Annotated in this window: 13 protein-coding genes; 3 read left to right on the forward strand and 10 right to left on the reverse strand. The window is 53.7% G+C overall.

Going from position 1 to position 12,202, the window contains the following annotated elements:
- Together deoC and NXS13_RS05920 are read right to left on the reverse strand one after the other, a co-directional pair.
- On the reverse strand, positions 1–654 hold the full coding sequence (deoC, locus tag NXS13_RS05915) for a deoxyribose-phosphate aldolase (RefSeq protein ID WP_259078861.1): 654 nt from the start codon (positions 652–654) through the stop codon (positions 1–3).
- Between the two features lie 128 nt (positions 655–782).
- On the reverse strand, positions 783–2,066 hold the full coding sequence (locus NXS13_RS05920) for a thymidine phosphorylase (RefSeq protein ID WP_259078859.1): 1,284 nt from the start codon (positions 2,064–2,066) through the stop codon (positions 783–785).
- A gap of 170 nt (positions 2,067–2,236) precedes the next feature.
- Here NXS13_RS05920 and NXS13_RS05925 point away from each other — a divergent pair, with 170 nt between their 5' ends.
- Together NXS13_RS05925 and NXS13_RS05930 are read left to right on the forward strand one after the other, a co-directional pair.
- Positions 2,237–2,689 carry a cytidine deaminase gene (locus NXS13_RS05925; protein ID WP_396124758.1) on the forward strand — a complete coding sequence of 151 codons (453 nt, stop codon included), beginning with the start codon at positions 2,237–2,239 and terminating at the stop codon, positions 2,687–2,689.
- 35 nt (positions 2,690–2,724) lie between these two features.
- Positions 2,725–3,939, forward strand: coding sequence for a NupC/NupG family nucleoside CNT transporter (locus tag NXS13_RS05930; RefSeq protein ID WP_259078841.1), 1,215 nt, complete (start codon positions 2,725–2,727; stop codon positions 3,937–3,939).
- A gap of 63 nt (positions 3,940–4,002) precedes the next feature.
- On the opposite strand, the gene NXS13_RS05935 is transcribed toward NXS13_RS05930, so the two are convergent.
- The gene (locus NXS13_RS05935; RefSeq protein ID WP_259078839.1) at positions 4,003–4,959 is read right to left on the reverse strand and encodes a sugar-binding transcriptional regulator; all 957 of its coding nucleotides are present in this window, start codon (positions 4,957–4,959) and stop codon (positions 4,003–4,005) included.
- A gap of 288 nt (positions 4,960–5,247) precedes the next feature.
- Between NXS13_RS05935 and NXS13_RS05940 the strand changes: the two genes are divergently transcribed.
- A complete protein-coding gene (locus tag NXS13_RS05940) occupies positions 5,248–6,462 on the forward strand; it encodes a NupC/NupG family nucleoside CNT transporter (RefSeq protein ID WP_259158411.1) in 1,215 nt (404 codons plus the stop codon).
- Between the two features lie 133 nt (positions 6,463–6,595).
- Here NXS13_RS05940 and lysS read toward each other — a convergent pair whose 3' ends face one another.
- The 7 genes from lysS to folB all read right to left on the reverse strand — a co-directional run bounded on the left by lysS (position 6,596) and on the right by folB (position 12,202).
- On the reverse strand, positions 6,596–8,161 hold the full coding sequence (gene lysS / locus NXS13_RS05945; protein WP_259289489.1) for a lysine--tRNA ligase: 1,566 nt from the start codon (positions 8,159–8,161) through the stop codon (positions 6,596–6,598).
- A 97-nt stretch (positions 8,162–8,258) separates the two neighbouring features.
- Positions 8,259–9,071, reverse strand: a complete 813-nt coding sequence (locus NXS13_RS05950; RefSeq protein WP_259078826.1) for a pantoate--beta-alanine ligase — start codon at positions 9,069–9,071, stop codon at positions 8,259–8,261.
- Between the two features lie 6 nt (positions 9,072–9,077).
- Positions 9,078–9,665 (reverse strand): hypothetical protein, encoded by a 588-nt coding sequence (locus NXS13_RS05955; protein WP_259289490.1) that lies wholly within the window; start codon positions 9,663–9,665, stop codon positions 9,078–9,080.
- Entirely contained in the window at positions 9,658–10,725 is a 1,068-nt protein-coding gene (locus NXS13_RS05960) for a DUF6779 domain-containing protein (protein ID WP_259289491.1), read from the reverse strand. The genes NXS13_RS05955 and NXS13_RS05960 overlap by 8 nt, the downstream gene beginning before the upstream one ends.
- A gap of 103 nt (positions 10,726–10,828) precedes the next feature.
- Entirely contained in the window at positions 10,829–11,293 is a 465-nt protein-coding gene (locus NXS13_RS05965; RefSeq protein ID WP_259078816.1) for a DUF3180 domain-containing protein, read from the reverse strand.
- 19 nt (positions 11,294–11,312) lie between these two features.
- Complete coding sequence (gene folK, locus NXS13_RS05970; RefSeq protein ID WP_259079001.1) at positions 11,313–11,834, reverse strand: 2-amino-4-hydroxy-6-hydroxymethyldihydropteridine diphosphokinase; 522 nt, start codon at positions 11,832–11,834, stop codon at positions 11,313–11,315.
- 2 nt (positions 11,835–11,836) lie between these two features.
- Positions 11,837–12,202: a dihydroneopterin aldolase gene (gene folB / locus NXS13_RS05975; protein WP_259078815.1), complete on the reverse strand. Its 366-nt coding sequence runs from the start codon at positions 12,200–12,202 to the stop codon at positions 11,837–11,839.

The raw sequence follows: 12,202 nt of genomic DNA on the forward strand, positions 1-12,202 counted from the left end.
TTATTCAAGACCCTCGACAATAGCCTTAGAGGCGGAGCAGCCTAGTCGGGTGGCACCAGCGTCAATCATGGCTAATGCAGTTTCGGTGTCGCGGATGCCGCCGGAGGCCTTCACGCCGAGGCGATCACCCACGGTTTTCGCCATCAAGGAAACCGCATGAGTGGAGGCTCCGCCTGATGGGTGGAAGCCCGTGGAGGTTTTGACATAATCAGCACCAGCCTTTTCGGCTGCCTCACAGCAGGCCACGATTTGCTCGTCGCTGAGCGCGGCCGATTCGATGATGACCTTAAGGAGGGCATCGGGAATAGCTTCGCGCACGGTACGAATATCGTGTTCGACTTTTTCAAAGTGGTTTTCTACGGCATCGGAAATATTGATGACCATATCTACCTCATCTGCACCGTGAGAGACGGCGAGTTTGGCCTCAAAAGCCTTGACCTCTGGGTGGTGATTACCGGACGGGAAGCCCACCACAGTGGCTACCTTGACGTGCTCAGGGGTCTCCAGCGGAAGCTGGGAAGGAGAGACGCACACTGAGAAGGTGCCGAGTTCACTAGCTTCGTGCACGAGTTCCTCAACCTGGGCGCGGGTGGCTTCGGGCTTGAGGATGGTGTGGTCGATATAGTGCGCGAGTTCTTGGCGGGAAAGAGTCATGATTCTCCTTGTCAATATTGGGTGTTCTAGTTACGAGGTTATGGCGCCGAATTGGTGGATAGTAAGGTGCTGGCCCCACTATCCACCAGTGCGCTCGACGCGGGCGCTATCGATTATTGGCCGATCGTTTAGAAAACCTTATCCAAGATGATGCGGCGTTCAGCTGGCTTAGTGGCACCGATTTCGATACCTGGCAGGATCGAGTCAAGAGCACGCTCGAAACGATCCGGGGTTTCGGTATGCAGGGTCAAAAGTTTTTGCCCCTTCTTGATTTCTTGACCGTAGTCGGCGTGAATCTCGATGCCAGCGGTCAGTTGTACGGGTTCGTCCTTTCGGGCTCGGCCAGCACCCAGGCGCCAGCTACCAACGCCGAGTGCCAAGGCATCAAGCTTGGTGAGGTAGCCGTCTTGTTCGGCGAAAACTTCATGGGTATGAGGAGCGCGGGCGAGCTGTGCATCAGGGTCGCCGCCCTGGGCGCGGATCATCTTGCGCCACGAATCCATGGCGCGGCCATCCTTGAGGGCCTCCTCGACGTCGGCATCAGGGATACCCGCCATATCGAGCATATGGCGTGCGAGCTCGCAGGTGATCTCGATGAGATCTTGAGGGCCACCGCCGGCTAGAACCTCGATGCTCTCTTCCACTTCGAGACCATTACCGATTTTCCTTCCCAGCGGAATATTCATATCGGTTAGGAGGGCGCGGGTATTGACTCCCGCATCCTTGCCTAACTGCACCATGGTTTCTGCCAGCTGGCGGGCTTTATCAAGATCTTTCATAAAGGCGCCGGAGCCTACCTTCACATCGAGAACGAGGGAGGCGGTTCCTTCGGCGATCTTTTTACTCATAATGGACGAGGCGATTAGCGGAATGCAGTCCACGGTGGCAGTGATATCGCGCAGTGCGTAGATCTTCTTATCCGCTGGGGCAAGTCCGGCACCAGCTGCGGCAACGACGGCTCCGGAATCTTCCAAGATAGCCATCATGCGGTCGTTCGGCACATCTGCCTGCCAACCGGGGATTGCTTCGAGCTTATCGAGGGTTCCACCGGTGTGGCCAAGTCCGCGTCCGGACAGCTGTGGGACAGCAACCCCGTAGGAGGATACGAGCGGCCCGAGAGGGAGGGTGACCTTATCGCCGACTCCGCCAGTGGAGTGCTTGTCAGTGGTGGGCTTGCTGAGAGAATCGAAATTCATGCGCTCACCGGAGTTGATCATTGCTTGGGTCCAGTCCACGATCTCTCGGCGGCCCATATCGCGAATAAAGATCGCCATATTCAATGCTGCCATTTGCTCATCGCCAACTGCGCCGCGGGTATAGGCGTCGATGACCCAGTTGATTTGATCGGTGCTGAGCTCTCCACCGTCCCGTTTGGTGCGGATGATATCGACGACATCGAATTGTTCAGCCATGCCTTGCTTCCTTTCCTTTGCTGCACTGAGCTATCCCACCCTGATTGTGAAGCGGAACACAAAATGCGTGGAGCGTTATTTTAATCTCTTGCTTTCAGTTATGACTCTGATTATTATCATGCCCAGAACAATTGTCAAGGGTTGATTTTTCATTTGTTCCACCGCTCACAGTGTCTCCCCCTTGCCTTAATTACAGAAAGAAGGCCCACATTATGACCATGAGCCCTCAAGAGCTCATTGCCGCAGCTAAAGAGGCTGCCCATCACGCCTACGCCCCGTATAGCAATTTCGAAGTGGGCGCCGCCATACTCACCACCGACGGCACAGTATTTACCGGATGCAATGTTGAAAATGCTAGCTACGGTCTCACCCTCTGCGCCGAGCGCAATGCCGCAACAACAATGATTGCTACCACCAAACCCGACAGCCCCCGACAGATCCACAGCGTCGCCATCGTGGGTCTGAAGGCCAGCCCTTGCTGGCCGTGTGGATCCTGCCGCCAAGTACTGCGTGAATTTGGCTGCCAAGAAGTCTTCGTCGAAGGCCCTACAGGCGAGGTGCACAGCTTGAGCTTCACAGAACTCCTCCCCCACTCTTTCGGCCCTGAACACCTCGATACTTAAATATCTCCCCATACCCTTCATAGGAGGTCCAACTGATGGAACGTCTGCAAGGACTCATCGGTGTGATCGCAATCTTTGCGGTCATCTTCAGCTTGTCTAATGCCAAGCGGCAGATCAACTGGCGTACCCTCGGCGTGGGTTTCGCCCTACAAATCGGCTTCGCACTCCTGGTGCTCAAATGGGAACCAGGCTTCCACGCTCTCAAGGCAGTATCTGGAGCGGTAGAAAAACTCATCGACTTCACCAACCACGGGACCTCCTTTGTCTTTGGCGGGCTCTTCGGTGAAGATAACGGATTCATCTTCGCCCTAAATGTTCTTCCCGTTATTATCTTCCTTGGTGCCCTCATCGGCGCCTTGTATTACCTGCGCATCTTGCAGTGGTTCGTCGAAATCGTCGGTACTGCTCTCAATAAGATCATGGGCACCTCCAAGGTAGAGTCCGTATGGGCCTCTACCGTCATCTTCTTGGGCCAATCGGAGGCTCCCCTGGTCATTCGCCCGTGGATACCGCAATTGACACGCAGTGAATTATTCGCTTGTATGAGCGGCGGCTTCGCGTCCGTCGCGGGCTCCACCCTCGTGGGCTACTCCCTCCTAGGCGCGCCACTGCCCTATCTACTCGCAGCTTCAGTCATGAATGCCCCAGCTTCCCTGATGGTAGCCAAAGCGCTGGTACCAGAAACCGAAGTGCCCAAAGCTAATGCAAATGTCCGCAATATGCGCGACGAGCACTCCAAAAACGTCATCGATGCCATTGGTGCGGGCGCGCTCTCTGGCGGTCGTATCGCGGTAACCGTTGCTTGCCTTCTCATTGCCTTTATTGCCACCATTGCTATGCTCTCCGCAGTCTTGGGAGGTATCGGTTCCATTTTTGGCCAGGACAATTGGTCGCTTGAAGGACTCTTCGGCGTCATATTCTCACCTTTAGCGTGGGCTATTGGCGTTCCGTGGGAAGAAGCTTCCCTCGTGGGTAATTTCATTGGCCAAAAGACTATTCTCAATGAATTCGTGGGCTATACCGCGTTCTCCGAGCACGTCGATACCCTCAGTGAGAAGTCCATCCTCATCTCATCATTCGCTCTCGCAGGCTTTGCTAATCTCTCATCCATCGCGATCCAGATTGGTGCCTTTGGCGCACTCGCCCCAGAGCGTCGCTCAGAAGTGGCATCCATGGGGCTCAAGGCGCTCCTTGCCGGTTTCTGCACAAATATGCTCAACGCTGCAGTCGTGGGCATTATTGTTTTCTAAGTTAACTTTTAAGTAAGCACTATAAGAATTACCCCCGAATCAGTGGCATTCAGGGGGTAATTTTTATGCGTCCTCCCACAGCGCAATAAGGGCGAGAGCGGTCGCCCCATCAATGACTAGATGCGAAGCCAGACCCATGACAAGCGCCGTATTGATAGCTCTGAGCTTCGACGCTCCTCCTGCTACCAAAATGCGAACCGGGCGTGAAGCGAGATCCTCAAGTGAGATCCCTACGGTGCGTTCATCCACACTTGGTACCGCTACCTGCCCATATTCGTCGAAAAAACGGGAACAAGCATCACCGACCGCGCGCGTTGAAATCAGCTGCTTTTCGGTATCACTCAAATAGCCTAAGGTCAGTGGAAGAGAATCCCCGCTGGTGGAGCCAACGGTAAATATAACCACATCGGTGTGGCGGCCCATATCCAGAATATGGGAGATATGCCGATCGCTCTCCACCGTGCGTTTAACCTCAACGTTGTCAAAAATCACTGGCAAGGGGAGCGTGCGCGCATAAGCATCGAAGGCACGGCAGAATCTGTTAATAGTCTCAATATCGTTGGTAGAACGCTTGGTATAGCTCAGTCCACCTTTGAGTTGCACAATCTCTACACCAGTATGGGGATTATGCCGTAGCGCTTTGGCAACGGCATACATGGTATTTCCCCAACTCACGCCCACCATATGACCGTCCTGCACCTGTTCTTCGAGAACCAAGGCGCCCACTCGTCCAAGCTCTTTTAAGATCTCCTCCGGGGTCTGCCGGGCCGCTTGCACAATGCGCGCTTCTTCCAGGCCGTAGGGACTAAAAATTTCTACCAGCTTTTCCGCTAGGAAACTTCCCTTGTCACGGGGATCTCTAATTTCTATAACCACGAAGCCACGCTGTCTGGCATAGGCCAAGAGCTTAGCGACGGTCGGCCGTGACACCCCGATTTCGGCCGCGACTTCGGCCTGACTCAGGCCCTTTTGATAGTACAGTTTGGCGGCCTGCAATGATTGTTCATCTCGCAGCAGCATATAGAACAGGGTAGCAAAGATGGGCGCTTTTTCTGAGCTGGGGAGGGAAGCGAGTAATCAAGAAAATAATAAGAAAATCTCATCTGCGCAGCTCGCATTTATACCATTCGAGCTGGGAAAACGTCTATCTTAGAACTTTTGCTTTTAGCTGCGAAAGCGATTAGCGTTCATTGCACCTCTGCACCCATAAACCTCTGCACCCACATACCTCTGCACACCTATACCTCTACACTCATCTACCCGGGTACCCGCGCAGACTTCCCGCATCGTATTAGGAGAATATTGACCATGGATCGTCTGCAAGGCCTCATAGGAATTATCGCCATCATGGTGATACTGCTCTGCCTTTCTAATGCCAAACGCAGTATAAACTGGCGCACCCTCGGAGTAGGTTTCGCCTTGCAGATTAGCTTCGCGCTGCTCGTGCTCAAATGGGAACCAGGATTTTTAGTGCTCAAGAAAGTATCTGAGGGTCTAGAAAAACTTATTGGCTTTAGCAATGCTGGGACCTCTTTTGTATTCGGAGGTCTGTTTGGAGAAAAGAATGGCTTTGTCTTTGCCCTCAACGTTCTCCCCGTTGTTATCTTCCTCGGTGCTATTATCGGCGCCCTTTATTATTTACGAGTCCTGCAGTGGTTTGTGGAGATAGTCGGCTCGGCGCTCAACAAAATTCTAGGCACGTCCAAGGTAGAATCTGTGTGGGCTTCCACTGTCATTTTCCTCGGTATGGCCGAGGCCCCTTTGGTGATACGCCCGTGGATTCCCCAATTAACCCGCAGTGAACTATTCGCCTGCATGAGCGGTGGCTTCGCCTCCGTCGCAGGCTCCACCCTCGTAGGTTACTCCCTTCTGGGCGCCCCACTTCCCTACCTCCTTGCCGCGTCGGTGATGAACGCCCCTGGGTCGTTGATCGTAGCAAAAGCCCTAATGCCGGAAACCGAAGAATCTCGCGCAAACGCCAATATTCGCACCATGCGTGATGAGCACTCCGAGAATCTCATTGACGCTATCGGTGCCGGGGCGCTTTCCGGTGGACGGATCGCTGTGACCATTGGATGTTTACTTATCGCTTTTATCGCCACCATTACTATGCTTTCGGCAGTATTGGGCGGAGTTGGCTCCGTATTTGGTCAGGAGAACTGGTCGCTGGAAGGCCTTTTTGGCCTCATCTTTGCTCCTTTGGCGTGGGCTATTGGGGTACCGTGGGACGAAGCCTCATTGGTAGGTAATTTCATCGGCCAGAAGACGATCCTCAATGAATTTGTGGGGTATACAGCTTTTTCCGAATACGTGGATACCTTGAGTGAAAAGTCCATACTTATCTCATCTTTTGCACTCGCGGGTTTTGCCAACCTCGGATCTATTGCCATTCAAATTGGTGCCTTTGGGGCGCTCGCCCCCGAGCGGCGCGCGGAGGTGGCGTCGCTAGGACTCAAAGCCCTCTTTGCTGGTTTTTGTACCAATATGCTCAACGCTGCCATCGTGGGCGTTATCGTTTTTTAGATTCGGTGAAAGCGCATTTCCCCCCTACCTGCCGCCGAGTAGGGAATGGGTTCGTCACATGGGTGATTACTGCGAAAAAAGTGGGTGAAAGAGGTCTTCTCTCTCACCCACCCGGCCGATATTGCACCTAATCTTAGTGCTCGGGCTTGACCATCGGGAATAGCACAGTTTCCCTAATACCTAAACCGGTCAAAGCCATGAGCAAGCGATCAATACCCATGCCACACCCGGCGGTTGGGGGCATACCCTGCTCCATGGCGGCAAGGAAATCTTCATCGAGAACCATAGCCTCCTCATCGCCGCCAGCGGCGAGACGTGCTTGATCCTCGAAGCGTTCCCGTTGAATCACGGGATCAATGAGCTCAGAATAGCCGGTGGCTAATTCGAAGCCGCGGACATAGAGATCCCATTTTTCAGTGACACCCTCTTGTTCGCGATGTTGCCTGGTCAAGGGTGAGGTTTCCACCGGGAAATTGCGCACGAAGATCGGCCCGTCGAGCTGATCTTCGCACAGAACTTCCCATATCTCCTCAACCAATTTGCCATGCCCCCAACCAGCATTCGAAGGGACGTCCAGGCCGATCACTGCTGCTACCTCTTTCAGTTCCTCCACGCTGGATTTGGTAGTGACTTCCTGGGTGCCTGGGAATTTACGGCGCAGCGCCTCATTAAGGGAAGGATACATTTCAATCTCCTTCCACTCGCCTCCGAAATCATAGGTGGATCCGTCGGCTAGCGTCACGGTCGTGGATCCGAATACATCCTGGGCGACATATTGGATGAGTTCCCGGATCATTGTGGCGCCATCGTCATAGGTACCCCACGCCTGATATGTTTCGAGCATGGCAAATTCTGGGGAGTGCGAAGAATCCACGCCCTCGTTGCGGAAATTGCGGTTAACCTCAAAGACGCGCTCAATTCCGCCCACCACACAGCGCTTGAGATAAAGCTCAGGCGCGATGCGCAGATAGAGATCAATATCGAGGGCATTGGAGTGGGTCTCGAATGGGCGCGCTGCCGCACCGCCGTGCAGGGTTTGCAGCATGGGAGTTTCTACTTCTACAAACTCTTGCGATTCGAGATAATTCCGCAGTGCTCGCATCACCTTGATGCGCGTCATCGCATTTTCACGCGCTTTTTCCCGCATAATCAAATCGGTATAGCGATGACGCACTCGAGAATCTTCACTCATATCCGCAAAAGCCACGGGCAGAGGACGCAAAGACTTTGATGCCATGGAGAAACGTTGCACCATAATGGATAGTTCACCGCGTTTGGACGAGACTATTCGACCGCGAATGGAGACAATATCACCGAGGTCAACCTCTGTTTTCCACGCTGCGAGCGCCTCTTCGCCTACTTCAGCCAGTGAGAGCATCGCTTGGATATGCGCGCCATTGCCCTCTTGGAGCGCAGCGAAACACAGCTTGCCGGTATTGCGAATAAACATGACGCGCCCGGCGATAGCTACCTCGTCGGACGTTTCTTCGCCAGCTTCCAGGTAGATGCGCCCTGGAATCTTCTCCGTATCGGGATCAATACTTTGGTACTTCTTTTTGATCTCTGTAATCGAGTGGGTGCGATCAACTTCTACAGGATAGGGATCGCGACCAGATTCGATGAGCCTAGCGCGCTTCTCACGGCGGATGCGTAGTTGCTCAGGGACGTCTTGTACGGGGGCTTTCTTTGCGTTCGTCACAGCACAAACAATAGCCCAGACCCCACGAAAAATCTAAGCCCCATTACCCTTAGCCACTGCCCAATAGGGAGCTCACAACGCCCCGTGTCAAAATTACCTAGTCGAGATTTTTAATGCCGATGCCCAAGGGAATCTCCGCTCCATCTATTAAGTGCGTGTGGGCAAAACGCGCGGCGATAAAAAGCCTGGCCGGTTTTTTCTCTACCGCAGGTGATAGGTCAAGCGCAGTGAGTTTTTTATATATCACATCCACTCCAGCCGCCTGAAGCACGTCCGAGACGACTGCCAGTACTTGAGCACTCCCCATCTCTGCTGCATGAAGTCCCGCAGTAACCGCAGCCGACAGGGCTAGAGCTTGGTCTCGCTCACGAGCCAGGAGCGCATCATTTCGACCGCTTATAGCAAGCCCCTGCGCATTGCGTACCGTGGGTATTCGGTGAATTTTTACGGGAGAATGGAACACTCGGATCGCTTCGGCGAGGTGAGCTAAGAGTTCATAGTTCTTTTCCCCCACGATGAGATCTGTCGGCGCCACGGCACCAAGCAGGGCCAGGATTTCCAGCAGATCGGTTGCAAGTAGCTGCGGAGACTGCATCTTATGGTCGGGGATGTTAAGGCCGAGCGTGGGCGGGCGTGACCATAGTTGCTCTTTGCTATACGGAATATAGAGATCAATATGCTCGGCTTCCACAACCGCACGGTCGATCGGGTGAAGGCTCACTACCACGACTACAGCACCAGGGATGCGGCGTGCTGCCCGCATGAGTGCGATATGCCCGGCGTGCAGTGGGCTCCGCAGGAAAACTGCCACCACAGGTTTACCTTGCGTTTTAAATACTTTGGAGAAGGCGGCTGCTTGGCTAAGCACAATCTCATGAGCGGTGCGGGGTTGAAATCTCTGTGGTGTCACGCCCGGTTATCCTTCCGTTGATAGTGCTTCCACTGCCTGCCGATACAACTGTTGGTTGTGGGGGAAATGTCGAGCCAGAAAGTGCAGAAGACTATTCTCTTCGCCCGGTCCTTCTTGCAGGGTTACGCAGCGTTTAACTAAAGGCCATTGCTGAAAAGCAAGGGCCTCAGGCGCTGGATCGAGGGCTGATATGAGTGCTCGGTGAGCAATGAGCGCTCGAGTTTTCTCCCATTCTGCAGGTTTGATGAAGGTGTAATTTTGGTTGATTTCAGTAAAGAGGAGCTCCGCAATGGTAATCCCCACCTGACTCGTCGATGACAGAGCGAAGCCTCGAGCAAGAGGGAGTACTCCTAGTGAAATACCGGGGAATTGCCGGTAATCACTGGTATAGCTGTGGCTGAAAACAATAGTCCGATCAGAAAAGATACCTGGATAGCGCTTGGAAATATGTGCTACCTCGTGATCAGGGCAGCCCACAAGATGTAGTTCTGCGAGCCGTGGATCGCTCGTTCTGGTGTGCTGGTGGTTCTCCAGAATGTCGCGCAAGGGCGATGTTCCCCACAGGTAGAAGCTAAGTCGAGGGCTCCTATTCACGTTCGCGTGCCTTTTTGAGTAATTCCTCGACACTGATACCACCGTCGATGGCTTCTCTGCGGCGCCGGCCACCTGAATGGTGTGGCGCGATTTCGGGAGAGCGTTCCGTATTCGGGGTGGACTCTGGTTTCCGGCGGCGTCCGCCTGTTCGACCGGACGTGCTCGCCGGGTGATCCACCTGGGCTCGCATATGCCGTGCGTAGTCAATCGGTGCCTCGGTGTCCTCCCGGATCAGCCACGGATAATCGGTGGGCCGAGATTCAGGCGCACTCGCTCCATGCTTATTGGTTGGCTGCGTTAAAGTCTCGTGGCTGAAAGTAATGGCAACTTCATCAGCTTCACTGGAACTCTCTTTGATCGGTGGTGTGGATCGAAATGACCTCGTGATCGGTTCCGCTGGGGCGCTCGCTGCTGATTCTTCGTGGTTCTCTTGATCGCGAACGGGCTCAGGGCTCTGGACTGTCTCAGGTTCTTTATGAGGTTGCTCATCGAAGGGCTGGACTGCCTCGAATTCCTCAGTATGATCCCACGGAGTTCGAGAAAATGAGGTGGGATCGAAGCTGGGGCGGTATGAGGGTTCATAGTGGGGATCCTCATGCTTAGATTCCAGTTTTTCAGCTGCTTCTTCTATTTCTTTAACTCGAACTGCCTCAGCTTGTAGCACATTGGTATTTGTGGAATAGATAGCGCCACTTAATTGCTCCAGTTGGCTCATAACGGCCTGCAGCTGAGAATTAATTTCACCCAAGGCGCTTTCCGCTTGGATATCCACTCGCTCGTTGATACGGCGTTCAAATTCCGCTTCGGAGCGTCGCTTCTCCGCTAGATAGCGTTTTTCATTGGCGAGCAGTTGCGCTCGATATAACCTCGTCTGACTGCCCATATCGCGTTGGTAGCGAAAGACGAGGAAGGCTCCGATGAGGGCGGCCCATAAAGCCAAGACCATGGCGACTTTGAGTGAGCTAATACTGGAGGTAACCAGCATGATGACGCTCGCAATCACCGCAAGTGATACCAAGATGACTAGCAAAACGGGGCTCAGATCCCGATTTTTATCCACTGGCCTGAGGGTATCTTTGTCTTCGGCTTTCATATATACGAACTTACCTCATATTTATCGATCTCGAATGTGCCCCTCAGGTTCTAGCGAGGCTGGAATACTCCTAGGCAGGCTCCCCTTCGGCTGGCGGCGGAGCCTGCAATCCGCGTTCCAACCACAACGCGGCGAGCATGACACCACAACTGGTCACGACGCACGCGATGACGCGTGGACCATCATAGCTAGCAGCAACAAGAAGGTCCCACCGGGGAAGAATATAGGCAGCAAATCCTGCGTAAACCCCAAAGAAGAGTGCTCCCGCCCACGCGCAAGATTGTGCGAGCACGAGGAAACTCGCCGCGCGAGTGGGGTCTAATTGGCTGCGGTCGAATCCAATTTGATTCTGCCCGATACGCCGGCGTGAGATGAGTCCAAGTCCGAGCAGTAGACACGCTAACGCGCCCAGGGTAATAGCAACCGAACTAGGGATGGGAGGGAAATAGGTATAAAAGCGCGAAACCACAATATAGCTCGCACTAGCACTAAAACCTGCGAGCGCGATGAGATTGATCAGCGCAGTAGGTTTCATATATTAACTCTTCCGTTTTCTAGGAATGTATAGGCGATGAGGAGAGGCTCGTGCTGTGACCATCGATAGCCTCCACTGCTTCGATATCGCGGGCATCGAGACGTGATAGGAGCACCGCCAATGGAATCCCCTTTAGCTTGGCTTGCGGATCGGCCTCTAACCAAGGGACGAGGACAAAAGCGCGATCGTGGGCCCAAGGGTGGGGCAAAATGAGTTCGGGATCATCTTGCACAAGCTCAACACCGTTACTGAAAACCTGCACTATATCCACATCGAGAGTGCGCGGCCCCCAGCGTTTGGTGCGGACTCGCGCGGCATTATTTTCAAGCTGTTGAGCCCTGCGGAGGAGTTCCCGGGGGCTCGACTCCACTTCTACAATAATGACGGCGTTGAGGAATTCTTCCTGATCGATCACTCCCCATGGTGGGGTGGAATAAATCTGTGAAGATGCTATTGTTTCCGCCGCAAAATCCTCGATCACTGAGTGGATAAGATGATAGCGGTCGTCCATATTGGATCCGATAGAGAGTACGGCGCGAATCATCAGCGGCGACTCCGGCGAATGACAACAGCAATATCATCGAAGATATAGGCTACCGGGGCGCTGGGCTTGTGCACCGTGATCTCCACCGCGAACAACTGGGGATATGTGGCCATAAAATCATCGGCAAGAAACCCACCCACCTTTTCAATCAGGTTAAATCTCTTCGAGGTGATGACCTCATGGGCGCGCTGTGCTAACTCAGCGTAATTGATGGTATCGGCCACATCATCGCTTTTCGACGCCGCTTTAAGGTCCAACCAACACACGATATCGATGCTGAATTCCTGCCCAATGTCACGCTCGTGGGCTAAGACTCCATGATAACCATGGGCCTTCATACCCTTAATCTCAATACGATCAGCCAT

Origin of the sequence: Corynebacterium sp. ES2730-CONJ, assembly GCF_024834055.1 — a bacterium.
GTDB lineage: Bacteria > Actinomycetota > Actinomycetes > Mycobacteriales > Mycobacteriaceae > Corynebacterium.

Bases quoted from the DNA above. Each gene is read 5' to 3' on its own strand.
- NXS13_RS05940 (WP_259158411.1), top strand. From the start codon at position 5,248: ATGGATCGTCTGCAAGGCCTCATAGGAATTATCGCCATCATGGTGATA.
- NXS13_RS05920 (WP_259078859.1), bottom strand. From the start codon at position 2,066: ATGGCTGAACAATTCGATGTCGTCGATATCATCCGCACCAAACGGGAC.
- deoC (WP_259078861.1), bottom strand. From the start codon at position 654: ATGACTCTTTCCCGCCAAGAACTCGCGCACTATATCGACCACACCATC.
- NXS13_RS05965 (WP_259078816.1), bottom strand. From the start codon at position 11,293: ATGAAACCTACTGCGCTGATCAATCTCATCGCGCTCGCAGGTTTTAGT.
- NXS13_RS05930 (WP_259078841.1), top strand. From the start codon at position 2,725: ATGGAACGTCTGCAAGGACTCATCGGTGTGATCGCAATCTTTGCGGTC.
- folB (WP_259078815.1), bottom strand. From the start codon at position 12,202: ATGGCTGATCGTATTGAGATTAAGGGTATGAAGGCCCATGGTTATCAT.
- NXS13_RS05935 (WP_259078839.1), bottom strand. From the start codon at position 4,959: ATGCTGCTGCGAGATGAACAATCATTGCAGGCCGCCAAACTGTACTAT.